The following is a 24,873-nucleotide window of genomic DNA, read 5'->3' on the forward strand; positions in this document are numbered from 1 at the left end:
GTTTTCTCCTTTCAACTGATAGACATCTGTTTGAGCAGTGACGCGTCAATCCGAATCACTTCCGCATGCGGATGATTCTGTCGCTCGATGATTTGATTGAACCGTTTCGAAGCGACGAATCGATCGGATTCATGGACCCACGCCAGACGTACGAGGGCGAGGCGCAATTGCTTGCGACCGTCACTCATTCGCAGGTGGTCGATATGATTCTCAGCATCGAGCCGATTGATGAACAGCTCGACTTTACAATCTTCCTTCACTAAATAGGATACCAGATAAGCGGCCTGTTGAATCAACTCTTCATAGCGCGCATGAAGGCCATTCCCTAGCGGACCGCTCAAGTCGAGCACGAGCGTGAATGTATCGAGGTTTTGGCGTTGATACACTTTCGCCTGAAGTTTTCCTGTCTTGGCTGTCGCGATCCAGTCAATCTGTTTGACCGGCTCTTGCTCATACCGTTTTGTGCTTTGAATCATCAACGGGTCGTTGAGCGGTGAATGTTTGACGAGTCGGTCCCCCATCCGTACCAGGCGTGAGTCAAATCTGTTCTGTCTCGTGATGGATGGGAGTATGATCCAGGATGGAAGCGTATGATCTGTGACGAAGATGGTGCCAAGCCAAAATGGGAGTCTGAACTGAAGTGTACATTCATTGACTTGGACGGGCCCGCGCTGTTTCGCATGAATTGGAAGCGAATAGGTCGATTCCTCACGAAGTTGAATGACATGTACGCGCTGATCTTTGTCAAACGTCAAGCCGTGTCCCGTGACCAGGCGGACCGATGTCGGGATTCCGAGTTCTTGGAGACGTTCTACACCTGTCACCTCCATTCTTAGCGAGACACGATCATTTACGAACAACAACTGCTCTTTCTGGTGGAACGATAAACGTGTCCCTTCGACAATTTTCTGCGTCAGCCATTTCCGAATCAGCATCAATCCTAGTATTGCGCCAGACAGATAAGCGAGCGGCCACACATATGGGAACCATATGAACAGAAGTAGGATTCCGGTATAGGCCGGCCATAGCTTGTCGTCTAAAAGTGACGGTGTGCTCACTTCGACTTGTCGCATCTTCACACCTTCTCGACCGGTACATCGACTCGCTCCAAAATATCAGCGAGAACTTCCCGTTTCGTCGATTTCACGTCCCCTTCGAGCGTGAGCGTCAAGCGGTGTGCCAGAACATGCGTCGCGACGGCTTGGACATCTTCCGGGGTCACGAATTGACGGTCTTCGATATAAGCGTAAGCTTGAGACGCCTTGACGAGGGCGAGCGTCGCGCGAGGACTGGCTCCGACTTCGACGAGCGGATGAAGTCGTGTCTCTTGGATGAGGGCGAGCAGATAGGTGACGACGTCGTCATGGATACGGACCTCCTCAACTGCTCGCTGCGCTGCTAAAAACGTTTCGGACGACATGAGGGCATGAACGATGTGGCGTGTCTTAGAAACAGTCTGAAGAATCAACTGTCGCTCCTCCCCTGCTTCAGGATATCCGACTTGAAGGGACATCAAGAAACGGTCGAGTTGAGCGTCGGGCAAGGCGAACGTCCCTGCCGATTCGATCGGGTTTTGCGTCGCGATGACGAAGAACGGTTCTGGCAGTTGATACGTGACTCCGCCGATCGAGACTTGCCGCTCTTCCATCGCCTCGAGCAAGGCGGATTGTGTCCGGGGGACGGCTCGGTTCACTTCATCAATCAATAAGATGTTGGTAAAGATCGGTCCTGTCCGATTTTCGAACGTCTGTGTCTGCATGTTGAAGAAGTCAGAACCAATGATATCGGTCGGAAGCAAATCGGCCGTGAATTGGATGCGCGTGAAATCAGCTTCAAAACTCTTGGCAATACTTTTGGCAAGTAACGTTTTCCCGGTACCCGGGACGTCCTCTAACAAGATGTGCCCGTTCGCGAGTAGCGCCGTGCAGCAGAGGCGCGTGATTTCAGGTTTTCCGAGATAGATTTGGTCCAATTGTTCTAATACGCGTTTGATGGTCATAAGGGTGGCTCCTTTTCTAAACGAAGTAAATAGTCATCAAGCTGTTGTTTGAACGCTTCTTCACGTTGTGGCGTGATCTCGACTTTGTCATAACGGGTCTCTAAATAGCTCCGAAGCGAGGCGTCGAGTTGAATGCGGCTCGCCCAGGCGGATAACGTCTCGAACGTCCGTCTTCGTTGTTGTGGCGGTAGCGCTTGTTCGAATTGAATCAAATGTTGCCGCAACGGGGAATCTGGTAGCGGATGAGCGGAGCGTTTTGCCTCTTCGAACGTTTCGTCTGTCTCTTGCTTTGAGTGGATCCTCTCGTCTATCGGAACGGCTTCCCTCCCCTTTTTGTGGAAGGGTCTACGCCACATCCATACACCAATCAAGAGAAGGATTGCGCTGAAGATGTAAGGTAACAGGGAAAGGCGATCGGATTCACTTGTGGATGGTTTGCCGTATGACGGAGACGAGTCATTCTCATCTTCCCTTGGTGTGCCGCCTTCATCATCTGATGGCCCAACAACCGCCCCTGCTTCAGAAATACCGGGCCCGGAATCTACGTCACTACCATCTCCACACCAAAAATCCGTATCGACGACCTCAATGATTCCAAACAACTTTCGCTTGTCATGACAGTCCGTGACCCAACTCGTGATGGGGCTTCCAGAGATGTCCAACCCTTTGAAGTAGGTATAAGCAAGTTGACCTGAAAATGAAATAAGTGCGACAACCAGTAAAGAAATCAAGACTGCTGATACAAACAGAACTTTGGCTTTTCTCATGTAACGACCCGTATGTGAATATGTAGATTCGACTGCATCCCGTTCAACGGCTCCTTTCATTCATCGATTCCATTTAATCCTTTTTTTGGAAAAAGTGTTTGGGAGGATTATAGCATATCGGAAATGCAAGTCAAACAAGGTTTTACGTCAGGTAATATTCATTGCAGGAAAAACATATTGCCCAAAGACGTCACGTTGCACTTTCATGAGACCAGACTCGATATCCATTCCGTTAGTCGTGTAATGAAAAGAGACACTCACGGAGCTTGGGATTTGATTGAAAACATAGGCGAAGACAAGAAACGACTATTTCTCTATTTCATGGGTGCGAAGGAAGAGGTCGTTATTCCGCTAAGCAGCCCTATCTTAAAGGAGTCCGAGCAATAAACGCTTCGAGACTTGCCAAAACAGCACCTGAATCCTGAATTGGTAAATATGAACAGTGGAGCTCGGCAGCTCTTAAGTTGATCATGCTTTCACTTCAAGCGCAATTGAATTCGGATTCATAAGAAGCCAATCTCTGCTCCCTTCCTCTCATCCCTCTTCATAAGCACACCTCAGTTATCCTTACTTCAAACAAAAGCCCCAACCAATAAAACGAATTGATTGGGGACCAGGTATCACAACTGCGATGCTCGAAAAGTATGTAACTTGTTTCGTCATTGTTGAAGAATCTCTTGATATTTGTAGCCTTCTAAGATTTCATGATCTTCTTTGAATGTCCAATCTTGAATCGAAAGCTCTGGATTTGATTCTAAGTAATGGTTGAGGATGTCTTTTCCTAAGATATAGTTACTCCAGCGAGGAAGATTCTTTTGCTCATTACCGACAATAAAATCGTTAAATGTTGTTTCATAATTATTAACAAGACTCGCTACATGTTCCTTTGTCTTCTCATCTATTGGTTCATGCCAAGGAGGTGATACGCCTTTGACAATTCGATCTGCAAAAGCATCTGCCTTCCCTTCTAATATGACAGAATTTAAAACCGAACTAATCATAAAGTTTGGTGTGTCCCGAAGAATCAAGTGATGATATTCATGTGCAGTCGCATAAGCAAGAATATTTTTATCGAAGTCTTCATTCAGATAAAAGACAAAAGAGTCTTTATATGCATTTCCACTAACCCCACCCAGTGACTCACCGATAAAGGCAAATTCTGAATTGATTGGTACGAGGAAAATCGTACTTTTCTTTTTAGGAAGTACCTTATGTGAAGCGAGGTAGGTTTTTATAATCGTTTCTTCAATTTCATCATGTTTGCCCATCAATATATCGATTCGATTTAGGAGTTCTTGCTCATAGGATGTCGATTTCATCAAAAAGTTACCTTTCAAATCCGCTGTTCCGAACTTCTCCTTTTCTCCAATCTCCTCTATGTAATCAAGAACGAATTCTCTAAAAAATTTTCTTTTCTGTTCTGGATCATTCGTCTCAAGTGATGCTTCCAAATATTTTTGATATTGTGTGTAAAGTGGCACAATTTTCAATTCACTATCCTGGTTGATTTTCATGGTCTCAGGTTGCATATCAATACGTTCTTTATCAATTTCTATATTTTCTTCATCACCCACACATGCTGATAACAGAATTAAAGGAATACAAAGTAAAATGATAGTCAATTTTTTCAATTGAACGGCCTCCGTCTCTTTTTAAACCATCAAGTTTTTATCATGTTGATGCTTTTTGCTCTCCGTAAGAAGTAGTTTTGTTATATAAATAACTCTTCTCATATATGTTAAATTGTACCATATTTTCTATCGATTCACCTTCTGAATGCTTATATGGTAACTCGAGACTGCCATAATCGTTTTTTTCGTTTACCTTGAGTGTCGTACTCATTTTTAATAATTAATCACAAAAAAATTCCCCGTTCATTGAACGAGCAACCAGACTCCTCCACTATGCATATAATCTTCATCTTGAATCAGTTCGTGGAACCGATGCACCTCGACGTCCGCTGACAGGTCGAGTCTTTGTAGGAATACGCAATCGTTAGGCAACCGCGTCCACGTCTGCTCTGACGTATCCCGATCCATAAACGCCTTCAGTCGTGCATCGCTTTCAAACACGAGCAGTTCGGACTGCCAAAGCGTCGGCAAATCGAGTAAGACGACGACCTGGTACCGCTCCTCTTCTCGGTTATGCACGAGACGTGAGGCCCCTTCCATCATCACCTCGATAATCGCACGTTGAATCCGGCTGTTCTCCTGTACAGACGATAAGAACGATTGATCAATCGGGATTTTGTTATGCCAATACCCGTCATGAAACGTCGTCGGGAACGATTGGGTCTGTTCGTTGACATGCAGGCGCACCCGTTTCAGTCTTCGTCTGACACCGCGTACTTTTGCCCGTCTCTTCAAGAGGTTTGCCCCAAGATGGCGTCGACTTGCTGCTGGTGGTGCCGGTCATGTTCGATGAACTCGGTGACGATATAGGCGAGCGTATACGGGACACCGTGATGCGGGCAATGGGTTACCCCGTTCGCCATCGTGTGCGAAGTCAGCGTCTCTTGACTTAATGACTGAAGCGTTTCTATAAGCGAGCTCCGACTCGTTTTGGCTAACTGGAACACGTTTTCTCCCGAAAGACGTTTCGCTTTTTGGGTCGCTCGCGCGTTAAATGAGTCGAATTCAGGGAAAATCATGGCTTCCCCGGTCTTGACGGCCGGGACGATGACGTTCAACAGATGATTGTCCCAATGGGCGATGTGAAGGACGATTGCTTTGATTGACCATTTGTCGGTTGCAATCGATTTTTCCCACATCGATTCATCCAATCCCGACAATGTGTTTAACCAGTCTATATAGGATGCAAACTCGTCGATGACATCTGAGGTTTTCGTCATAAAAGTATCCTCCTTCGGTTATAAGCTAAGAAAATTGTATCATGTTCCGGCCGCTTAGCACTGAGCTTCGTCAATCAAGGAATGCTTGATTGAGGTGATTGAGCCTCACTTATGCATATAACGGGATAGACCTCTTCATATTGGTTTGAGGAGTCATCCCGTCGATTGAAATTGAACCGTAAGTTACCATCACGCCTTGTGGTGACGGGACCATAAAAAGAGGGAACGTATCCAACCAGTCCGCTGATGTCGGAAACGCATCAGGTGCCCAGTCGAGCTCAAGTTCGTGCCCGGCAAGCGCGTACGAGAATGGCATATGACGATACACGTCAACGAGCAGTCGTTCGATTTTCTGTGTGAACACGGGTCTCGATGCAGGGTGTGAGACGACATTATCCCACTTTATATCGATGAGAATCCCGACATAGGTGTACATCTCTTGAAGGGACACGGTCATCGTCATGTCCACGTCTCCAAAATAGTTGCTTCGTAAATGGATAGATCCGTAATGTCCGATCTGAGCAAAGTCGGTACCTGTCGTTGTCGTCCAACTAGTGCCCGCCTCATCCTGACTGTATGTCACGTTTATGATTTCGCCACCGCTACTCAACAATTCCGCACATACATTTTGAGCAAGTTCAGGTAACGGATAATGGCTCGGATAAGCCATCCCGATGGAAATGAATCCGCCTGCTTGATCCATTCAAACACCTCCTTTGTTTCATCATACAAAAAAAGCGGCACCGTATACACGGCACCGCCCTATCTTATAGCCAGACTGGTAAAGAAAAGAAAACCAAGAACAATACGGTCAAGACACCGACGACCGGACTGAGCGATCGATAGCCCTTCTTGAACAAGACAATCATCGTGTAGGCGATGAATCCGAGCCCGATGCCATCGACGATGGAATACGTGAACGGAATCATGATGATGACGAGAATCGCCGGGAAGGCATGCTCCCAATTGTCGAGCGGGAGATGCTTCACGTTTTGGAACATCATCATGCCGATGATAATCAACACCGGCGCAATCGCCGTCACCGGAATGATCGCGAACAGCGGCAACAACAAGAGCGAGACGACGTAAAGGCCTGATGTGACGAACGAGGCGATGCCGCCCCGAGCGCCGACCGAGATGCCGGCCGCGACTTCGACCGTCGAGACGGTCGGGCTCGAGCCGAACATGGCACCAGCCATCGTCGATAACCCTTGGGCGACGAGCCCTTTCGGTGCGTCCGCATCCTTGCCGATGGCGCGCGTCTGATTCTGGATCAGGCTGATGTTCTCAATCAGCAAGACGAGCGTCAATACGCCGACGGCGACAAGGAAGATTGGTGACGCCGACTCGGCGAATGAGACGTTGCCGAACACGGTGCCGAACGACTCGAAGAACGGCATGAGCGCGAACTCACCGGTCCAGTCGAGCGTGCCCATGACGGCGCTCAAGCCGACTCCGAACGCGATCGTCCATAAGAAACTGCTCGGTCCCATCTTCAAAAAGAGAAGGATGGCCACGAAGAGCGACAGGAACGCGACCTGTACCGGCCGTTCCCCGAGGTCTCCGATATGAAGCAGTGCCCCGCCACCGCCCGAGACGATCCCCGCCGCCTCGAGTCCGATCAAGATAAGGAACAGGCCGAGTCCGACCGTCAATCCGTCATGAATGATCGGTGGGAACGCGTTCGCGAGTTTCCTCGCCACTTTCGTTACTGTCAACAGGACGACGAGCGCCCCTGAGACGAACGAGACAGCGAGCGCGCCTTGCCAGCTCAGCCCCATCTGCAGGACGAGCGTGTACGTGAACAGCGCGTTGATGCCCATCCCTGGTAACAGGAGCAGCGGCAAGTTGAACAGCCCTGCGATGAACGTTCCGATGATGCTTGTCAAAATCGCTCCGACGAGCGCTCCCTCGAACGGGAGTCCGGCTTGTGTCAAGATTGCCGCGTGAACGGCCGGGATGTATGCTGTCGCCAGAAAGTTCAGCACGCCCCCGTATGTTTCTGTTTTCCATTCTGTTTGTTTTGCCATAGGAATCAATCCTTTATTGGCACCCTCACCCACCCATGTGGTTATACACACGAGATTGATTATATCCTGTCTGACCTCTGACATACAAGCTATTATTGGTTCAAATCCATCTTTGGACCTAGTCATGAGACCCATTCGGACGAAAGGTTCAATTTCTAAAATAAGAACAAACGTTCCTGTTTTTAGCATCTTTTCTGACAAGAATCTGCTATAATGAAGAGGCAGGTTAACGCAGCAATAGTGGGGTCAGCCGCCAAGTCCACAATGGAGGAAGGCGGTGGTGCGGATGGAACAACTATGGACCTGGGTCGGCGATTATGTGATCGTCCCGATCCTCGCTCCGATCATCGTTCACTTGGTGTTACACCAAACATCCGATCGTGCAACGTCTGAACGCACAAAAAAATGACCCCCTCGGCGCAATGAGATGGGTCACTTTCTGATTCACTAACCATTGTGGCGGCTGGGCCACTCTTAAAGTGGTAACCTGTACGCCAGAGGCCGGTGTGTCCAGCACCGGTCTCTTTCTACTTGCATCATACCATACTTGTTCCCATTTTTCAGTAACAGAAACACGAAAACGGTGAAGTTGACGTGACGAATGATATCGGGAAGTCTGGCATCATTCCAAGAGCAAGCTCCTTGATTGATTGTTCAACAGTTCGAGGCAGAGCAAAGCGCTTTGCCTTTTTTAGATTTCATTTATGACTCCTTTAAGAATTCTTTAAATCTGCCATCTACACTGAAGACAGTTCAAATTCTTAGGAGGTTTATTCCCATGTATAATCAGAATTATTCAGTTATGTTCACAATCGAATCAGGGGTCGTTCTCATCCCACTCGCCATCCTCGGACTCATCACGTTACTCGTCTGGTTGTTTCGCAAGAAACATGTAAGAGCCGCACAAACTATTTTGCTTCTATCATTCGGGATATACTTATTAGGCGTCCTTCACTTCGTGTTTTTCCCGATTGACGTCAATTTAGGAAAGTATGCGAATCAAGTTCCGTGGTGGAGAACGATTAATTTTATTCCGATTTTGACCATCGATGTGTATTCATTTGTGCTGAATGTCGTGATGTTCCTCCCGTTCGGCTGTTATCTTCCATTTTTGAAACCGTCGATCACGAAAAAAGAAGTACTTAAATTAGGATTTCAGTTTAGTCTGATCCTTGAACTGATTCAATTATTGGTGCGCACGACACTAGGCAGTGGACGAAGCACGGATGTGAATGATTTATTGGCAAATGCGTTCGGGGCGCTCTTAGGGTTCTTACTCGTTCGCTTCGTCGTCCAATACGCCCCGTTCCGACGTTTGTATCAGAATTTCCAACTTTAATTCGCGAGGGAGTTTCAAGCATGACAAAAATCTTGTTAGTGGATGATGATGTCCAAATCGCAGAACTGATTGATGTGTATGTAAAAAATGACGGGTATCACACGACGATGGCAACCGACGGGGAAATGGCGCTTGACTTGTTCAACCAAGAATCGTTTGACTTAATCATTTTAGATTGGATGATGCCTCGGATGGATGGGCTTGAATTTTGTAAGCGGGTGCGCCAGACGAGCCAAATTCCGATCTTAATGGTCAGTGCCAAAGTGGGTGATATGGATAAGATATTGGGATTGACGACGGGAGTCGATGACTACATCATCAAACCGTTCAATCCGCTCGAGTTGATGGCACGTATTAAAGCATTGCTGCGCCGTTCAAACTATAACCGACCAAGCGAGTCCTCAAGTGTACAAGCTGGCCCTTTCCTCATCGATCGAGCCAGCCACACCGTCATGATGCAAGAGCAGACGATTCGATTGACTGCACGTGAATTTGAGATTTTGTATTTACTGGCGAAACATAAAGGCCGGGTGTATAGCTCTGAAGAAATATTTGAGGCTGTCTGGCAAGAGCATGGCGTCGGGTCGAACCAGACGGTGATGGTTCATATCAGTAACATCCGCGAGAAATTACATGCCGTTGTGCCACATGAGGTCATCATTCATACGGTGTGGGGAGTGGGATATAAAATTGAGACATAATATATGGCGCGTCATAACGTTCATCCCGATGTGGAAACGTCTGCTGTATGTGGTGATTGCGTTTGGAGTCGCCACCCTGAGCGGTGTTCTGTTACTGCCTGCCGTCTGGTACTTTGAGGAGTCTTCACGATTTGTGGAGAGTCTGATCATCGTATTGTCGTATTTCCGGGAAGGTGTCATCGTCATGTTTTACAGTCTGATGGTCATCGTTTGTCTCGTGTTGATCTATCAATATGAGCGTAAACGGTATTTACAGGTTCACATTGAGCGGATGACTTCACTTGTCGAAGAACTCCATGCCAATCGTGATTTGGTTGAACCATCGGTCCCGCCAGAGCTAGAGCGGTTGATGGCGACCGTTCGCGCCATCTCGGACAGTGCGGCAAAAGCGGAGCAGGAATTGGTTCAAGCTGATCGTTTGAAGCACGAGCTCGTGACGAACGTCGCGCACGACTTACGCTCCCCGCTCACGTCAATCACGGGTTATCTTGACTTGATTCACAGCGACCGTTACCGGGACGAGGTGGAATTGCGTCATTACATCCAAGTCATTCATGAGAATGCGATCCATCTGAAAGGATTGATTAACGATATCTTTGACTATACATTTCTACAAAACGACCGAATCGCGCTGCAAACAAGTGAGATCCGTCTCGATGAATTGCTCAATCAGCTCATCATGCAGTCGACGTTACGTCTCTCGGAAGTTGAAATGGAAGCTCGATTCAGTTCCTCAGCCAAGCGACCCATCGTTGAAGGTGATGCGTTGAAGCTCGTCCGTGTGTTTGAAAATATACTCGAGAATGCGATTCGTTACGGTCGTGACGGAACGTATATCGATACGTTCATTGAAGATACGGATGAAACGGTTCTTATCAACATGACGAATTACGGCGAGGAGGCCATCCCATCACGTGACATCCCATACGTGTTTGAACGATTTTTTAGAGTGGAAAAGTCACGCGCACATTACACCGGCGGATCAGGTCTCGGTCTCGCCATCGCCAAGTCCATCATCGATTTACATGAGGGCGAGATTCACGTGACGAGTCAGCCAAGAGAAACGACGTTCACAATCATTCTCCCAAAAGTCTCTTCCAATGCTGTTCATGAAAAATCATGGCCCGTGTGACCTACACGCGCCATGATTTTTGCATTCACACCAAACAGGATCAACTTCAATCTTATGTCGGAGCGAGCCCTCAAGCCGATTAAAAAAGACGAGCCACTCGCAACACGCGAGTGGCTCGTCGATCACCTGACCGGGCTATCCGTTAGCCCGGTGTTTTCATATCTTCCTGTACCGTATAGCGGGAGAACCAGTTCAGCATGGCTTCTGCCTCTTGTTTCGGGATGTCCTCGATCATCTCATTCGATAGCAAGCCACCCCGTGTCGAGAACAGGACGTTACATACATCGAAACGGCGTTGGAGTGGCGTCTGTGTCACTTGGACCTGTTCGATCCGCGGCTTGTCCGTCAAGAATGAACTGACGTTGAAGGCCCCTGTCCGCAGCTCGATGAACTGACCGTTGCGAGCGTAGCGCGTCGTCATATAGCTCAATAGGCGACCGCCGATAATGATGGCCCACAGTAGGACGAGCCACCAGGCGTAATCGCGGAAGAAATACAAAACGACACCCGAGACGATGAGTCCGACCCAGCTGATGCGTAGCAGTTTGACCCAGAGCGAACGTTTTGGCAAGCGATGAAGCGTGTCAGACCAGACGAACTGGTCGAAGTGCTCGTTCAACACGGTCATCGCCCGCTCCCGTTTCACGAACGGGAGGATGGTTGACGATTCGTCTTTCAACTCGTCCATCGTCCCGGCCGCGACGAGTTCGACACCGACGATGTTGAACCAGCGCCGAATGAACGTCTCTTTGACCCGGACCGCTTGAATCTTCTCGTATGGGATCTCTTTAGCGGAACGGTTGAGCAGTCCTTTCTCAACGCGGATGCGGTCCCCGCGTCGTTCGAGCCGGAAGTTCCCGTATTTCAAGAAGTTGATGACCATGCCGATGACGACCGACAATATCAGGACCGTCAGGACGAGCAGGCCAATCGCGATAATCGACGCGTGGACGACCCAATCGCCGATTGTATCGAACGTCCCGTCGAGATTGATGAAGTCATCGATGGACGAGATGATTGTCGAAGCGACAGGGAAAATCGCGAAGACCGATAGTGATGTCAACGAGGCGATAATGATTTCTCGTGTCGATAGTGCATATAACAACCGACTTGCCGGCTTTTCGATTGATAGCGGTTCTGACGTTGCTTCAGCCTCTCCTTCTATCGGTGAGGCAGTTTCTGTTTTCCGATGACGGACGTGGTCGAGAATGTCCTCGAGCCGCTTCGCCTCGTTCGGGAAGACACCGGCCAGCTTGAACGAGGCATCGTCACTGTTCGCGTTCGTGTCGAACGTCAATTCGACGACGCCGAGCAAACGGTACAAAAATGGGCTGTTCGAGTGGACGCTCTGAATCTTATAGAGCGGAAGCGACTTCTCTTTCTTGATCCAATTACCGTCGATGATGTATACCGTCTTCTCATCGAGCGCATACCGGAAGTTGAGCCAGCCAAAGAACTTCTGCAGGACATCGAGCCCGAGAAAGAGCAGAATCCCGACCCGCAAGATGATGCCGAACGTCGACTCCCAGTCATTGTTCAAGACGAACAAGATAATGAGTGGGATGGCGAACGACTTGATGACCTCTAATACCCGTAACAGTAAAACGCGGCTCGGCAGCCGATGCCACGTGAGGGCGGCTTCCGTCATACGACATCCTCCTCCTCGATGCGGGCGTAGACGGCGATCTGTTCACGAAGCGTCTTCGCGAACGACTCCTCGATTGCATAAATGTCGTGCGACCCGGCCGCCGTTCCAATCGTGATCGTCTGCAAGCCGTACTTTCGTAGCAGCGGGCCTTGCTGGGCGTGGACGTATTGTACTTTCGTCATCGGGATCAACACATCGTGCGTCGTGATGATGCCGTGATGCAAGCGAATCTCGAGTGGTTTCACATCATACGTGAACCGCTCTTGCTTCCATTTTTGGAAGACGACAATATCAATCACACTATAGATGAGGTCGATGGCGAGTAAGACGTACATCGTATATTGCAGCCATGTCGGCCAGTCAAAATAAAGCGCGGCGGCGACGAGGCCACCTGTGATGACGAGCCCAATGAGATAAAAGATCGCGCTCGACAGTCGGAAGACGGTGCGTGCCTCGATTGGCAATGTGCCGCTGAATGATGTCGGTGTTGTTTCTATGTCTGACATTGGTGTTTCCCCCTATTCGTTCGGACGTTTGTCCTTCTCTCTCTTTAGTATACGCCGTTTTTCTGAAAAAGTTTCATTTCGACACGGGGAAAGTGGTGAGCTGTTCGTTGATTAGCTGAAACCGATGCGTATCCTCAGGCTCGACTTCCTCGACGATTGTGGTTAACGCTTCATGGGCAGAACGTTTCAACGCATCTGTGATTCGTCCGGTCAGTTTGATTGAAGCGAACGCGCTCGCGAGGATGACGACGTCACACACGAAACGATCTCCGTTCAACATCCAGTCGTCCGGCGTCGAGATGTCTTCCTCGAGCCAGTCAGACAGGACGGCATACGCCCCTTCCAGAAAATCGAAGTCCTGCTCTTTTCGAAGCGCTTCTCCGAACATGTCGAGGACGTCGGCCCCTTCATCGCTCCCGAACGGCGCGAACTCGTCCGTACAGTCTAAATAAAAGTCTTCCTGGAAATGTTGCATAAACGCCGGGTGGGCCGTCAACGGATGCGGGCCGATCTCTGGGTCATCTAAGTAAAGATGGTTGTCCCAGTCGTACTCGACCTCAACGTACCCTTTCTTTAGTTTTTGACGGACGAGTTTGTCGGCTTCTTTCTTACACTCTTCTGCCGTATCAAAAGACTTTAGTTGGACTTTACCGACCGTACCGAGCTTTCCATACTGGACGACGAACTCGTCTGTGCCGACGCGGATGTTCCAAAATTTTGTAGTGTGCAGTAAATGGACCTTCATTTGCCACTCCCCAATAATATTTATTATGTTTTCATTATACGGTGAATTAGCCAATCTGGTGATTCGCTTTTAAATGTATTATTTTTCAATTGTTAACATTTTTTTATTATAAAGGAATATATAAGTATACATTGAATTCCTTTAAGAAGACTAAGTTATCATAGAGACTTATCGATGAAGGAGGGCTTATGCAGAAAAGAAAAATGTATTATTTCATCATATCGACCTTAATCATCGTCGCTTTATTTAAAATCGGGGGTACTTTCCTTTATACAATGATTGTAGATCGCCCGACCCAACAAGACATGTCGGGAAATCCAAGGTACATCGACGGTGAATTGGCAACCTTTAAAGATAAAACAGAGAATCTAGAGGATACTAATGATATACCGAAGTGGTATGATCTTTTGTCGAAAGAACGGTTTGAGAAAAAGACGTCTGGTGAAGACCAAGGGGATACTTCAGACGTCCTGAAATGGGCCGTTATAGCTTTCTTGCTCATTTTATTTCTCAAGAACTACAAGCGCGTACACGATTGGTGGGATAAACGGCGACGCAAAGCGACATCGTCCTCAGCTGACGAGAGACCATTATCATCTCGAGCCAACATGAACACGGTGACCAATACAACACCAACCTTTCTCTATGCCTCTGATACTGAGCTTGGGAAACTACTCGTGGAGTTGAATGACACCTTGAGCGACACTCAAAAACGAAAACCTCACGAGACCGTCTCAGAGTGGTTTGCACGCATTCGATTCGAACAATCTGTGAAACCTTATGCCGATGTGCGATATGGAGAACTGAACGTGATCGACGAGCGCTCACTTCATGATTTCAAAGTATCTGTCAGACAGTATATACAACACTACAAAGGAGAGAAATCTTGATGAACATTCGTACGATGATTGAGGAAATCAACCAAGTCTATTTGGGCAACCCGACAGTAGTAGAGTTGTGTGTGACGTCGCTGTTGGCAAACGGACATGTGCTCTTAGAAGATGTACCTGGCACCGGGAAAACGATGTTGGCCAAGACGTTAGCGACGAGTTTCCACGGCGACTTTTCAAGAATTCAGTTCACAGCCGACTTATTACCGTCAGATATTGTCGGTTCAGATTTTTTCAATCTAAAGACGCAAGAGTTTGAAAACAAGCAAGGCCCGATCTTCGCCAACATCGTGCTCATCGATGAAATCAACCGGGCCGTCCCACGTACCCAGTCCGCATTGCTCGAAGCGATGGAAGAACGACAGGTGACGGTCGGGGGCAAGACCTATCAACTTCCTACCCCATTCTTCGTCATCGCGACGCAAAACCCGATTGAATCATCTGGCACCTTCTCTTTGCCTGATGCGCAGCTTGACCGGTTCATGATGTGTCTACATACAGGGTATCCGACCGAAGAATTCGAACTTCAATTGCTGGAGGAATCCGTCACCGAGACCCGTAAGGCGGTATTGGCGAATGTCGATTTCGAGCAACTCCTGCAATATCGAGCCGATGCCATGAAAATCCACATCTCGAGAGACGTGTTACGCTATATCGTCTCGATCGCGACCGCGTCACGTAGTCACCGGAACGTTCAGACGGGGATCAGTCCACGTGCGACGATCGCGCTCTCGAAAGCCGCTCAAAGCTATGCCTATATCCAAAATCGTGACTATGTCACACCAGAGGACATCAAGTTCTTGGCCCCATACGTTTTCGCTCATCGGTTGACACTGACGCTCGAGGGCGAGATCAAGTCCTCGAAGGCCATGGTCATGGAAGAAATCTTGTCGACCGTCCCGGTCCCGGTCGAGATGGGCATGTGACTCCGATGAACATCACGACCAATGTATTTTTCTTGCTTGAAAAACGAATCCAAATCGTCTTATTTTCAGTGATGATCATCTTGTTGTTCGTGCCGTACCTCTCGATTCTTTCATTCGTTCTCGCTGTTTTTTTGGCGGCAAGTCTTTATATCGAGCGTTACACGAAACGACTGACTGCACAAATGGACGTCACGTGGAGACAGTTCGACTCGATTCTGTTCAAGAACGAAAGTTGTAAGTTCACCCTTGAACTGGCGAACGTGCACCTCTTAAACGACATGAGCACGAAAACATATATACGTACGCCAAAGGATGGACCTTACGTCGTGAACTTAGAGGGGCATACGGAATCCATCATCGAATTGGACGAGCTGCCATCTGATTTCGTCTTCGAACTTACAGGTAATCGAAGGGGGCCCATCGAAATAGCTGAAATCTCCATCACGATTAGCTTGCCTCTATCGTTAGGGACGCTGACACTCTATTTGCCTCCCCCTTTACGTTGGACGGTCTATCCATCGATTTCAAGTACTCATGCGCAGCGTATCCGCTCACACCTGAAGCTTGGTGAGCGCGTCTCTAAATATTCTCCAATTAAGGATCGGTTACTACAAATCTCCTCGAAACCCTATGAGGATGAACCGTCTAGACAAATCGACTGGTATGCGACGGCGAAAAAATCGACTTTGCAAACGAAACTGTACCAGCCGGTCAATCAAGACATGTTCACGGTGTACCTCGATTTGTCAGCTTCGAACGGGATCGGCCTTCATCATCAGTTCGAAGAATTGATAGAGGATACGGCATTGGTCAGTCGGGAATTGATTGAAAGCGGCGGGAAGGTCGAGCTATTTGTGAACCGATTAGATCAAAAGGGACATGTCAATCACTTGAGCATCCAAGAAGGGGCGAAGCAGCTTAAAAACATCCTCGCTTTACTCTCTAGTCTATCGGAGCAAGATCACTATATGGGTTCAACCCGTTTCTCGCCTTACGTGACGAAAATAAAAAACAAGCAAGCTCAGCTCATAAAAATAGCATCACCTAACTGACTTTTTAAAAGCCCAGTTAGGTGATGCTATTTTTTTACCTTTTTTAGTCTTCAAAGAACCACTTCTTACGCGGTTCCACTTTCAGGTTGTCCCCGTGCTTCTTCATCTCGGTGATGAGGTAGCGTTCGAGCTCATTCATCGCCTTGACCCAATCCGTCATCGTCGCGACGAGCGGGACGACGGTAAGGATGAGGTCTTCCTCTTCATCCCGCATCTTCTCAATCATCAACTTCGCGAAGTCGAAGTTCTCGTGAATCAAGTCCTCTTCCCGGTCGATGATGTGCTCGTTCTCTAATTCATAAGCCGAGAATAGACGCTCATGCCGTCTGAGCAAGTGCCGCATATGACGCATCAGTTCGTCCTCGAGCTGGGGCGGTAGATGTTCGAGCGTCAGAAAATCGTCATGCAGCTTGTCGAGCACGTGGATGGCGGCACTGTTCGTATCGATCATCTTCGACTTCAAGACGGCCCGGCGATAAATCGGCGTCTTCTTCTCGAGCCAGCGGTTGGCTTTAATCTCTTCTTCAAAGAAGTCATACGTCGTCTTTGAGCCTCGATGTTTCTTTTTCGTCTCTTCGAGTGACTCGAACGACGAACGTCCACCTTCTGTTTCCGAGAACAGACGGGCAATGCGGACGGCCATTTGGAAGACGGTCGTAATCTCGTCCTCGAGCTTCCGTTCATAGCGCGGTGGGAACAAGAGCGCATTGACGAGAAGCGCCACGGTGATCCCCATCATGATGAGCAAGTAACGTTCCCCGGCGAACATCCAGACGGGCATGTCCGATTGGCTGGCCCCTTCCATAATCAGAATCGTCGTCAAGATGACGGTCCGGGTCGTCGACTCGAGGTTCAAGAAGAGAAGGATCGAGATGGCGATGATGATGACGACGCCGATGGCAATCGGTGTCGGGTTCGGCGTCAACATTAATGAGAAGACGGCGAGCAAAGCCCCGATCAAGTTCCCTTTTAGTTCTTCTAATAGCCGGACACCCGTCTGATAAACGGACGGCAATAATGCGAGCGAGGCCGCGAGTGCCGGTACGACAATCTGTTGAAATTGAAATGCCTCGGCGATGAGCAATACCAAGGCGACGGATATCCCGGTCTTGATGGTTCTAGCTCCAAATCTCATGCGGTGTCGACAACGAAGTGTCTTCCTCCCTTATACACGTCTTAACTTTTTGTATCCCACTTACCCTGCCCTGAAACCTCACAACTTCAAGCCGTTGTCTCCTGTTTCGATAGCGCTTCCGTGGTATGATGGCGTTGGATATTTTCTTTAATCTTGATTGGGAGGGGTTTACTTGTCAACCATTGCTTTATTTGGAGGGAGCGGCCGCACGGGGATGCGGTTGCTTGAACGTTTGTTAAAAGACGGCCACGACGTCCGACTGTTGTCACGTCGCGAGGTCGAACCGAGGGATCGCCTCACGGTCATCATTGGTGACGCGACCGATGCGGATGCCATCGCAGAAACGGTGAAATCGGCCGACGTCGTCATGTCAGCGCTCGGTACGGATAAGCAGGACGTCTTGTCCCGCTTCACACCGTTCATCATCTCAGCGATGCAAGCAGCCGGTATCACGCGCATCTTGACGGTCGGGACGGCCGGCATCTTGCAGGCACATGATTCTGATCACTATCGTTTCGAGACCCGCGAGTCGAAACGGTCGATGACGACCGCGGCCGAGGATCACGCCCGGGCATATGAACTGCTCGATGCATCAACGCTCGATTATACAATCATCTGCCCGACCCAATTGATTGAAGATGCGTCCGTCGGGAACATCGTCATCACAGCTGACGTGCTCGGGACGCAAAACTCGGGACCAATCTCGCGTGACGACGTGGCCGAGCTCGTCATTCAAGCCTGGGAAAACAACTCATATCGTAGACACCGCGTCGGCATCACGACGGAATCATAAGTAGGGGATGGGGATTTATGAACGAACAACGCATGCGCCTCGCGCAATTGACCGACGTATTTGACATGCAAGCTGAGACCGAGTCGGCTCGTCTCGCCAAGACCGCACTCCGAAAAGTGACACAAAATGAGATTTGGATCGCTGTCTGTGGTCATTTCTCGGCCGGTAAGTCGACACTTCTCAACAATTGGCTCGGGGACGGTGTGTTACCGACGAGTCCGATTCCGACGAGTGCGAATATCGTGACGCTTCGACATGGGGAAATCGGGGCATCCGTCGCCGTCAACGACACAGATTGGATTCGACTCGCGCCGGATGAGCTCGACCGTTTGAGCGACTACTGCAAAATCGAAGAGATTAAAGAAGTCGAGTACGCCCTGCCCCGCTTCCCGTTCGGAAGCGACGTCGTCCTCATGGACACGCCCGGGATTGACTCGACCGATGAACGGCACCGTCAAGCGACGGAACGCTCGCTCTTCCTCGCCGACCATCTGTTCTTCATGATGGACTACAATCACGTCCAATCCGAACAAAACATCAAACTGATGAAACAGTTTAGTGCCGAAGGGCGTCCCTACTCGATCATCATCAACCAAATCGATAAGCACGATGAAGGAGAGCTTCCATTCAGCACGTTCAAACGCTCGCTCGAGACCGCCTTCACCCGTCATGCGATCAATCCGGACGATATGTTCTACATCTCGCTCCGTGAGCTCGATCACCCGGAAAATGAGGTCGAACGCCTCCGGACGTACGTCCAAACCGTCATCGACGCCGCGCGGGAACATGCGGAAGCGCGCGCCGACTTGCTCGTTGACACGTTGCTCGCCCGGTCCACTGGTGCGCACGACGCGCTCCTGAACGAGTTGCCGGTCATCGAGAAGCAGCCGACGGAGATTCAAGCCCGCCTGCAACGTCTCGACAAAAAATCGATATGGCTCACCGCGTTCCGCCGCGAGTTCTTCAAACACCAGACACCGATTGTCGCGAGCGCGCCAATCATGAACTACGAGTTCCGCGAACTATTGCGGGACTATCTCGAGAGTTGTGCACCGGAGTTCAAAGTCGGCCTGTTCTTCTCAAAAGAGAAGACACGACAGGAACACCTCCGTCGTGAAGACATCGCCGTCAAGGAATTCAACCGGTTGATTGATACGAACCTTCGCCCCCACTTGATCAAGTACGCCGAAGACATCGTCCGTGATTTGAAACTGCCCGAGGCGATTTTGTCCCGTCCGGATACGTTACCGACTGCACCGAGCGCGCTCATCAGTGACCAAGTGAAGTCCGGCGCATCGCTCAGCGGTGACACGGTGCTTCAATTCAGCCGCGACATCGAGTCGGCTCTCGCCTCTTGGGTGACGAAAGTGTCCGAACCGTGGGTCACGTCCGTCGAAACGTATCTTGAGGCCGAAGGTAAAGACCGAATCCATGCCATCGAGACCGAGCAAGATGAGTTGTATGACATGCTCGATACGTTGGCGCTACAACGTCAGCTGGCCGAACAGCGAGACGAGCTTATCAATTACACGACACGTGACCTCACCGATTCGCGTATGACGGACCTTGAGACCCGTCACTACGTCACGGCCGACCAATTGCCGCAGAAACAAGTCGAACATCAGCAACAAGAAGTTGCTTCGACCTCGCTTTTGGTGGATGATATCACCGCTTTGTCGTTTGATTTTTCGTATGAATATGCGGTATGTGAAATATTGGAGAACCATCCGTTATTCAAGTCACGCGTCAAATCGCTCCGTCATAAATTGGCCCGGGCCGAATCCGAGACGTACACGCTCGCCATCTTCGGGGCGTTCTCGTCCGGCAAATCGTCGACGTTGAACGCGTTGCTCGGTGAGACGGTGCTCCCGACGTCACCGAACCCACTGACGGCGTCGATCACGAAAATCGTGCCGCCGAACGGCCGTGCCAACAAGAGCGCGTTGATCACGTTCAAGACACGTGCCGAACTCGAGGCCGAGCTGAACGGTTACGGGGCGTCACTCGACGCACTCCATCTCGACCACCCGTTCGTAAACGCCGTCAAGAACGCTCCCCTGTCCTATCTCGGTAGCCAGGAGACGGTCGACTATGACACGTTCTGCTCGTTCGTCACGGAGGAAGAGAAGAGCTGTATCGTCAAAGAGATCGAGTTCGCCATCGACTCCCCTTGGGCCGAGCGCGGCATCATCTTCGTCGACACGCCGGGTGCCGACTCGCAGTTCAACCGTCATAGCGAGGTGCAGTTCGGCTATATGCGTGACGCCGATGCTGTTTTATTTGTGACGTACTACAATCACGCTTTCACCGAGGCCGACCGTGAACTCGTCATCCAGCTCGGACGGGTCCAAGGGACAGGTGACCATCACATGTTCTTCCTCGTCAACGCATCAGATTTGGCGGCCGATGAGACGGAACGGCTTGCCGTCACTGATTATGTGTCGAACCAGTTGACGAAGCTCGGTGTCCGTCATCCGACGGTGCTACCGATTTCGAGCCGGAACGCCATCCAAGGCACGGACGCAGGATTCGAACGATTCTCGGCCAAGCTTGAGCAATTCGTCGACCACGATTTGCGTCAGGCGAACGCGGTCCGCATCAAAGATGAGGCACATGCCCTCGTCACCGCGTTCGAGGACGTCGTCCGCGAGGCCGAAGCGGATGCGAGCGTCAAGGCGGCCCGCCGTGACAAGCTCGAACAAGTGCGCACGTCTGACAATTGTCTCAACGTCACGACGCTCGAAGACCCGTTCAAGCGCGAGACGGACGAGTTGCTCGCCCACCTCGAGACCCGCTCGCTCCTCCGGCTGTCGGACTTCGTCAAAGAGACGTTCCATCCGGTCGAGGTCGATGGATCGAAGGCGAGCCTCGAGCGCGCCCTCAGCCGGACACTCGACAAGTATGCGTATGACATCCATCAAGAGTTGCAAGTGTTCCAATATCGACTCGAGCGCTTCTTGAAACGAGAGACGGAACGCTTGATCGAGCGCGAGACGCTCAAACTGCGTCCGCTCCTGCCAACGTTGTCGTTTGAGGACGACAGCGACATCGATTGGTTCCGTGACGCCGTCGACCCGGTCACGTTCGAGGCGGCTCCGTTCCGTCCCGTCTTGAAGCACTATAAGAACGCGAACCAGTTCTTCGAAGGCGACGGCCGGACGAAACTGCGCGACGACTTGAGTGCCCTGTTGAAGACGGCGGTGCGCGAGCAACTCGCGCGCGTCGGAAGTCATCAAGTCGAACGGACGGCGACGCAGCTTGCCGCGCTCGAGACGACGCTCAGCCAGAACTGGGACCGTGAAGTGAACGACCTCGTCGCCGGCGAATTGAGCATGCTCTCGGACGGTCAATCGTTCCAAGACATGACACAGCGCCTCGCTGCGCTCAGAAAGGACTGAACGCATGGGTTCCTTGTTGCTCGTCGGCTTGATTCCGGCCGTCATTATGACGGTCGCACTCGGCTTGTTTATCCGCCACCTGTATCTGAATAGAGAGTAGACTTTAAAGGATGGGGTCGAGACCGGCCCCATCCTTTTTTATGACAGCATGAACGGCTTTCACACCACTACTTGACGGTCCCAAAGCTTTTCGACGCTCACGAGTTCATCGTTGTCGAACGTCACTTTATATACGTCCGGCATGTCGATCTCTTCCCAGAACGAATAGCCGTTTTAGTCATCTTTTTATGGATTCCGCCCGACGTCCGACTGGCCCGATTGCAACAACGGGAGCTCGAGCGCTATGGAGCGGCGGCACTCGCTGGCGGCAGCCTATACGAGCAATCACAAGCGTTTTTGAGCTGGGCCGCCCTTTACGACCAAGCCGGGACAGAAGTCAGAAGCAAGACGTTGCATGAACAATGGCTGGCTGAACTGGCTTGTCCCATCCTAAGGATTGAGGGTGACTACTCGACCGAGGAACGTATCGCGATGGTGATGAATGCGTTAAAGCGGGATCAGCATCAATGATATTCCTTCCCGATTCTAATTTTAGTGAAATGAATTTCAGCGCTTGCCGGCGGGAACAACAGGTTACATACGAATACCTCGGTTCCGTCCAACATGTAACTCGAGACAGCGATATCGTGCATGAAGTAAGGTAGCTGTAGTCTCGTTAATTCTTTTATAGGTGCCACGCGGTCGTTCAAAGGAGCAGAGATGTCGACTTTGATACACCCTAAAAATTCAATCAGATGATGATAATCCTCATTTTCTTCCTCAATTTTAACTGAAACTTCATCTCCATAATACCGACAATCAAACCCGAGAACTCGAGCATCCCAATAATATATCTTTTCAAATTCATCTAGAATCTCTTGTGCATTCATTTTTTGTTCCGCACCTTCTCTTTAGAATAAGAGACCCGAGCACATGCTCGAGGCTCATTTGTTATACGTCGGCAGGATACCACACGTCGATGCGCTGCCGGATGTCGGTTATGACGTCCGCGAGTGTGAGCATATCGTCAATTGAATGGACCTCGGTCTCCCGCTCTCCTGCCTCAATCATTTTCACGAACGTCTGAATCTCATACGTCATATGGCTCGCCTGTTCTAAACCGAGTTCGACGGTCGTCCCGTCGCGGCCAACGAATGTCAACCGGTCGAGCGAACCGATATCGTCAATCACGATGCGTCCCGCTTCCCCGATGATTTCAGACGGGGCGTCCGTGCCATGGATCTTCGAGTGGAGCACGATGATGTCCATGCCGTCATACGACAAGATGGCCGAACCACTACCGTCGACGCCTGACTCGAGCTTGACCGCGTTCGCCTGCACGCCGCCCGGTCGTCCGAACAGTTTCAGGGCCGGGCCGAGGCAATAGACGCCGAGGTCCATCAGTGAACCGTTCGAGAAGGCAGGATTGAACGTGTTCGGGTTGTCCCCGCGCTTATACAAGTCGTAGCGTGACGAATATTGCGACTTGTTCAAGATGACACGCCGGACCGGTCCGACGCGATGGAGCTCTTGACGCAACACCTTGAAGTTCGGCATGAACAAGTTGCGAAGCGCCTCGAGCAAGACGACGTCATGTTCGCGCGCCGTCTCAAGCATCTGTCTCACTTCCTCAACGTTTGAGGCGAACGGCTTCTCACAGAGGACGTGCTTGCCGTGGCGCATAAACAGCAGGCTCTGCTCGGCGTGGAGCGAGTTTGGGCTCGCGATATAGACCGCATCAATCACCTCACTGGACGCCATCTCCTCGAGCGAGGTGAACGTGTTTGGAATATCAAATTCTTCAGCGAACGCCGTCGCGCGTTCGTCTGTCCGAGAATAGACGGCGGACACGGTCGCGCCTGCGACTTGATGGGTCGCTTCAATGAAAGAACGGGTGATAAAGTTCGTGCCGATGATACCGAATCGAATCATGGGAAGATTCCTCTTTTCTTTAGGTTGGGATGACTTTGCTAAGCATGATTTCGTCATGGAGCGGGATGCCGTACTCCCCGATGACGGGGATTGACGGCTTATGGATCCGGGCCGCATCGACTGCGCCCGGGATGATCCGTGTGAGGCGCCAGCCTCGGCGTTGGTAAAACGCGAGCGCCCGCAGATTGTCATTTGTCGTGATGAGCGACAGCCGCTCAAGCTGATAGTGCTTGGCCACTCGCTCCACGGCATCGAGGAGTGCCGAGCCGATGCCACGCTTCTCCTGCAAACTGTCGAGCGAGATGATTTCAAGCTCGTCTGCTCGAATGACATACGTGACGAGCCCGATGATCACGTCCCTTTCCGACCAGACGAACCCGTCAAGTGCGGCGCAATCATACGTCCCGGTCGAGATGACCATCTCAGATGAGCCCCAGGCATCGATAAAGAATGCGCGGACCGCGTCACGCTTCGAAGGGGTAATCGATTCAATCATCGTCGAATCACTCCGCCTCTCGGGCAGGTGACGGTTTTGGCGCACTCGCCTCGGCGTAGATACGGAACTGTTTGAACTGTTCATCATAAATCAGGCGAATCGCCCAGCGGAACGCTTTTACATATAGGGTATACAGCCATGAGGACGGTGCGAGTGTGATGCGAATCGTAACGTCCGTCCCGTCTGCTGTCTCGCTCAATGTGTATGTCGCCGTCGACACCCCTTGATTCGTCATCGCCTGTACCTCGCACTCATATGGACGATTGACGGATGTTAAAATTGATTCGACCCGAATCTCTTTCTTATCCATTTGTTGGACCGAGATGAACCGTTTTCCCGTCACGAGTGAGGCGTCACCGTCCTCGTAGATGTTCTCAATCAAATGGTCGTTCCATTTGATGATATGTTCGTCTTCTGCGAGACAAGCGAACGTGTGGTCAATCGGTGCGTCGATTGTCATCGTATATGTAGCCACTTCAAGTTGTTTCAAATCA

General features: G+C 50.3%; 25 protein-coding genes and 1 pseudogene. 10 read left to right on the forward strand and 16 right to left on the reverse strand.

Annotation, left to right across the window (positions count from 1 at the left end; all coding sequences use genetic code 11):
* Positions 1 to 11: 11 nt before the first annotated feature.
* The 8 genes from KNP67_RS11290 to KNP67_RS11325 all read right to left on the reverse strand — a co-directional run bounded on the left by KNP67_RS11290 (position 12) and on the right by KNP67_RS11325 (position 7,647).
* Positions 12 to 1,073, reverse strand: coding sequence for a DUF58 domain-containing protein (locus KNP67_RS11290; RefSeq protein WP_251130852.1), 1,062 nt, complete (start codon positions 1,071 to 1,073; stop codon positions 12 to 14).
* 2 nt (positions 1,074 to 1,075) lie between these two features.
* The gene (locus KNP67_RS11295; protein ID WP_214756612.1) at positions 1,076 to 1,999 is read right to left on the reverse strand and encodes an AAA family ATPase; all 924 of its coding nucleotides are present in this window, start codon (positions 1,997 to 1,999) and stop codon (positions 1,076 to 1,078) included.
* Positions 1,996 to 2,766, reverse strand: a complete 771-nt coding sequence (locus KNP67_RS11300; protein WP_251130853.1) for a hypothetical protein — start codon at positions 2,764 to 2,766, stop codon at positions 1,996 to 1,998. Before KNP67_RS11300 ends, KNP67_RS11295 begins: the two co-directional genes overlap by 4 nt.
* A 659-nt stretch (positions 2,767 to 3,425) precedes the next feature.
* Positions 3,426 to 4,397: a DUF2268 domain-containing putative Zn-dependent protease gene (locus tag KNP67_RS11305; RefSeq protein ID WP_214756613.1), complete on the reverse strand. Its 972-nt coding sequence runs from the start codon at positions 4,395 to 4,397 to the stop codon at positions 3,426 to 3,428.
* Positions 4,398 to 4,640: 243 nt separating this feature from the next.
* A complete protein-coding gene (locus tag KNP67_RS11310) occupies positions 4,641 to 5,132 on the reverse strand; it encodes a DUF3916 domain-containing protein (protein ID WP_214756614.1) in 492 nt (163 codons plus the stop codon).
* Positions 5,129 to 5,617, reverse strand: a complete 489-nt coding sequence (locus KNP67_RS11315; protein WP_214756615.1) for a DinB family protein — start codon at positions 5,615 to 5,617, stop codon at positions 5,129 to 5,131. The genes KNP67_RS11310 and KNP67_RS11315 overlap by 4 nt, the downstream gene beginning before the upstream one ends.
* 109 nt (positions 5,618 to 5,726) lie before the next feature.
* Positions 5,727 to 6,320 (reverse strand): Imm64 family immunity protein, encoded by a 594-nt coding sequence (locus KNP67_RS11320; RefSeq protein WP_214756616.1) that lies wholly within the window; start codon positions 6,318 to 6,320, stop codon positions 5,727 to 5,729.
* Positions 6,321 to 6,384: 64 nt separating this feature from the next.
* Positions 6,385 to 7,647: an NCS2 family permease gene (locus KNP67_RS11325; RefSeq protein WP_029595471.1), complete on the reverse strand. Its 1,263-nt coding sequence runs from the start codon at positions 7,645 to 7,647 to the stop codon at positions 6,385 to 6,387.
* Positions 7,648 to 7,933: 286 nt separating this feature from the next.
* Between KNP67_RS11325 and KNP67_RS15495 the strand changes: the two genes are divergently transcribed.
* From KNP67_RS15495 to KNP67_RS11340, 4 genes are all read left to right on the forward strand, one after another.
* On the forward strand, positions 7,934 to 8,056 hold the full coding sequence (locus tag KNP67_RS15495; RefSeq protein ID WP_255417482.1) for a hypothetical protein: 123 nt from the start codon (positions 7,934 to 7,936) through the stop codon (positions 8,054 to 8,056).
* A gap of 369 nt (positions 8,057 to 8,425) precedes the next feature.
* Positions 8,426 to 8,986: a VanZ family protein gene (locus KNP67_RS11330; protein WP_214756617.1), complete on the forward strand. Its 561-nt coding sequence runs from the start codon at positions 8,426 to 8,428 to the stop codon at positions 8,984 to 8,986.
* A gap of 20 nt (positions 8,987 to 9,006) precedes the next feature.
* Complete coding sequence (locus KNP67_RS11335; protein ID WP_021067428.1) at positions 9,007 to 9,687, forward strand: response regulator transcription factor; 681 nt, start codon at positions 9,007 to 9,009, stop codon at positions 9,685 to 9,687.
* Positions 9,677 to 10,819, forward strand: a complete 1,143-nt coding sequence (locus KNP67_RS11340) for a sensor histidine kinase (RefSeq protein ID WP_251130854.1) — start codon at positions 9,677 to 9,679, stop codon at positions 10,817 to 10,819. The genes KNP67_RS11335 and KNP67_RS11340 overlap by 11 nt, the downstream gene beginning before the upstream one ends.
* A 142-nt stretch (positions 10,820 to 10,961) precedes the next feature.
* On the opposite strand, the gene KNP67_RS11345 is transcribed toward KNP67_RS11340, so the two are convergent.
* The 3 genes from KNP67_RS11345 to KNP67_RS11355 form a co-directional block, all read right to left on the reverse strand.
* A complete protein-coding gene (locus tag KNP67_RS11345) occupies positions 10,962 to 12,467 on the reverse strand; it encodes a PH domain-containing protein (RefSeq protein ID WP_214756619.1) in 1,506 nt (501 codons plus the stop codon).
* The gene (locus tag KNP67_RS11350; RefSeq protein ID WP_214756621.1) at positions 12,464 to 12,973 is read right to left on the reverse strand and encodes a PH domain-containing protein; all 510 of its coding nucleotides are present in this window, start codon (positions 12,971 to 12,973) and stop codon (positions 12,464 to 12,466) included. The genes KNP67_RS11345 and KNP67_RS11350 overlap by 4 nt, the downstream gene beginning before the upstream one ends.
* A 73-nt stretch (positions 12,974 to 13,046) precedes the next feature.
* A complete protein-coding gene (locus tag KNP67_RS11355; protein WP_131472719.1) occupies positions 13,047 to 13,718 on the reverse strand; it encodes a WGR domain-containing protein in 672 nt (223 codons plus the stop codon).
* A 188-nt stretch (positions 13,719 to 13,906) separates the two neighbouring features.
* On the opposite strand from KNP67_RS11355, the gene KNP67_RS11360 reads away from it, so the two are divergent.
* From KNP67_RS11360 to KNP67_RS11370, 3 genes are read left to right on the forward strand one after another with little or no spacing between them, the layout of a single operon-like run.
* Entirely contained in the window at positions 13,907 to 14,608 is a 702-nt protein-coding gene (locus KNP67_RS11360) for a hypothetical protein (protein WP_131472721.1), read from the forward strand.
* Positions 14,608 to 15,534: an AAA family ATPase gene (locus KNP67_RS11365; RefSeq protein WP_131472723.1), complete on the forward strand. Its 927-nt coding sequence runs from the start codon at positions 14,608 to 14,610 to the stop codon at positions 15,532 to 15,534. The genes KNP67_RS11360 and KNP67_RS11365 overlap by 1 nt, the downstream gene beginning before the upstream one ends.
* 5 nt (positions 15,535 to 15,539) lie before the next feature.
* Positions 15,540 to 16,586: a DUF58 domain-containing protein gene (locus tag KNP67_RS11370; protein WP_131472725.1), complete on the forward strand. Its 1,047-nt coding sequence runs from the start codon at positions 15,540 to 15,542 to the stop codon at positions 16,584 to 16,586.
* Positions 16,587 to 16,629: 43 nt separating this feature from the next.
* Here KNP67_RS11370 and KNP67_RS11375 read toward each other — a convergent pair whose 3' ends face one another.
* The gene (locus KNP67_RS11375; RefSeq protein ID WP_029595479.1) at positions 16,630 to 17,721 is read right to left on the reverse strand and encodes an FUSC family protein; all 1,092 of its coding nucleotides are present in this window, start codon (positions 17,719 to 17,721) and stop codon (positions 16,630 to 16,632) included.
* 172 nt (positions 17,722 to 17,893) lie between these two features.
* Here KNP67_RS11375 and KNP67_RS11380 point away from each other — a divergent pair, with 172 nt between their 5' ends.
* From KNP67_RS11380 to KNP67_RS11390, 3 genes and pseudogenes are all read left to right on the forward strand, one after another.
* Positions 17,894 to 18,514 (forward strand): NAD(P)-dependent oxidoreductase, encoded by a 621-nt coding sequence (locus KNP67_RS11380; RefSeq protein ID WP_214756622.1) that lies wholly within the window; start codon positions 17,894 to 17,896, stop codon positions 18,512 to 18,514.
* A 17-nt stretch (positions 18,515 to 18,531) separates the two neighbouring features.
* A complete protein-coding gene (locus KNP67_RS11385; protein WP_214756623.1) occupies positions 18,532 to 21,912 on the forward strand; it encodes a dynamin family protein in 3,381 nt (1,126 codons plus the stop codon).
* Positions 21,913 to 22,185: 273 nt separating this feature from the next.
* Positions 22,186 to 22,482: pseudogene (locus KNP67_RS11390) on the forward strand (P-loop NTPase family protein); the annotation flags it as partial.
* On the opposite strand, the gene KNP67_RS11395 reads toward KNP67_RS11390, so the two are convergent.
* The 4 genes from KNP67_RS11395 to KNP67_RS11410 form a co-directional block, all read right to left on the reverse strand.
* Entirely contained in the window at positions 22,476 to 22,841 is a 366-nt protein-coding gene (locus KNP67_RS11395) for a hypothetical protein (protein ID WP_214756625.1), read from the reverse strand. The pseudogene KNP67_RS11390 and the gene KNP67_RS11395 sit on opposite strands and share 7 nt — an antisense overlap.
* A 61-nt stretch (positions 22,842 to 22,902) precedes the next feature.
* Complete coding sequence (locus KNP67_RS11400; protein ID WP_214756626.1) at positions 22,903 to 23,883, reverse strand: Gfo/Idh/MocA family protein; 981 nt, start codon at positions 23,881 to 23,883, stop codon at positions 22,903 to 22,905.
* Positions 23,884 to 23,902: 19 nt separating this feature from the next.
* Positions 23,903 to 24,379, reverse strand: coding sequence for a GNAT family N-acetyltransferase (locus KNP67_RS11405; RefSeq protein ID WP_214756628.1), 477 nt, complete (start codon positions 24,377 to 24,379; stop codon positions 23,903 to 23,905).
* Positions 24,380 to 24,386: 7 nt separating this feature from the next.
* A complete protein-coding gene (locus KNP67_RS11410; RefSeq protein ID WP_214756630.1) occupies positions 24,387 to 24,869 on the reverse strand; it encodes an SRPBCC family protein in 483 nt (160 codons plus the stop codon).
* Positions 24,870 to 24,873: the final 4 nt, after the last annotated feature.

The organism is Exiguobacterium sp. s157, from assembly GCF_018618205.1.
GTDB lineage: Bacteria > Bacillota > Bacilli > Exiguobacteriales > Exiguobacteriaceae > Exiguobacterium > Exiguobacterium chiriqhucha.

Coding starts and splice junctions, on each gene's coding strand:
- KNP67_RS11290 (WP_251130852.1), bottom strand. CDS start 1,073: ATGCGACAAGTCGAAGTGAGCACACCGTCACTTTTAGACGACAAGCTA.
- KNP67_RS11295 (WP_214756612.1), bottom strand. CDS start 1,999: ATGACCATCAAACGCGTATTAGAACAATTGGACCAAATCTATCTCGGA.
- KNP67_RS11300 (WP_251130853.1), bottom strand. CDS start 2,766: ATGAGAAAAGCCAAAGTTCTGTTTGTATCAGCAGTCTTGATTTCTTTA.
- KNP67_RS11315 (WP_214756615.1), bottom strand. CDS start 5,617: ATGACGAAAACCTCAGATGTCATCGACGAGTTTGCATCCTATATAGAC.
- KNP67_RS11320 (WP_214756616.1), bottom strand. CDS start 6,320: ATGGATCAAGCAGGCGGATTCATTTCCATCGGGATGGCTTATCCGAGC.
- KNP67_RS11325 (WP_029595471.1), bottom strand. CDS start 7,647: ATGGCAAAACAAACAGAATGGAAAACAGAAACATACGGGGGCGTGCTG.
- KNP67_RS15495 (WP_255417482.1), top strand. CDS start 7,934: ATGGAACAACTATGGACCTGGGTCGGCGATTATGTGATCGTCCCGATC.
- KNP67_RS11330 (WP_214756617.1), top strand. CDS start 8,426: ATGTATAATCAGAATTATTCAGTTATGTTCACAATCGAATCAGGGGTC.
- KNP67_RS11335 (WP_021067428.1), top strand. CDS start 9,007: ATGACAAAAATCTTGTTAGTGGATGATGATGTCCAAATCGCAGAACTG.
- KNP67_RS11345 (WP_214756619.1), bottom strand. CDS start 12,467: ATGACGGAAGCCGCCCTCACGTGGCATCGGCTGCCGAGCCGCGTTTTA.
- KNP67_RS11350 (WP_214756621.1), bottom strand. CDS start 12,973: ATGTCAGACATAGAAACAACACCGACATCATTCAGCGGCACATTGCCA.
- KNP67_RS11355 (WP_131472719.1), bottom strand. CDS start 13,718: ATGAAGGTCCATTTACTGCACACTACAAAATTTTGGAACATCCGCGTC.
- KNP67_RS11360 (WP_131472721.1), top strand. CDS start 13,907: ATGCAGAAAAGAAAAATGTATTATTTCATCATATCGACCTTAATCATC.
- KNP67_RS11365 (WP_131472723.1), top strand. CDS start 14,608: ATGAACATTCGTACGATGATTGAGGAAATCAACCAAGTCTATTTGGGC.
- KNP67_RS11370 (WP_131472725.1), top strand. CDS start 15,540: ATGAACATCACGACCAATGTATTTTTCTTGCTTGAAAAACGAATCCAA.
- KNP67_RS11375 (WP_029595479.1), bottom strand. CDS start 17,721: ATGAGATTTGGAGCTAGAACCATCAAGACCGGGATATCCGTCGCCTTG.
- KNP67_RS11385 (WP_214756623.1), top strand. CDS start 18,532: ATGAACGAACAACGCATGCGCCTCGCGCAATTGACCGACGTATTTGAC.
- KNP67_RS11395 (WP_214756625.1), bottom strand. CDS start 22,841: ATGAATGCACAAGAGATTCTAGATGAATTTGAAAAGATATATTATTGG.
- KNP67_RS11400 (WP_214756626.1), bottom strand. CDS start 23,883: ATGATTCGATTCGGTATCATCGGCACGAACTTTATCACCCGTTCTTTC.
- KNP67_RS11405 (WP_214756628.1), bottom strand. CDS start 24,379: ATGATTGAATCGATTACCCCTTCGAAGCGTGACGCGGTCCGCGCATTC.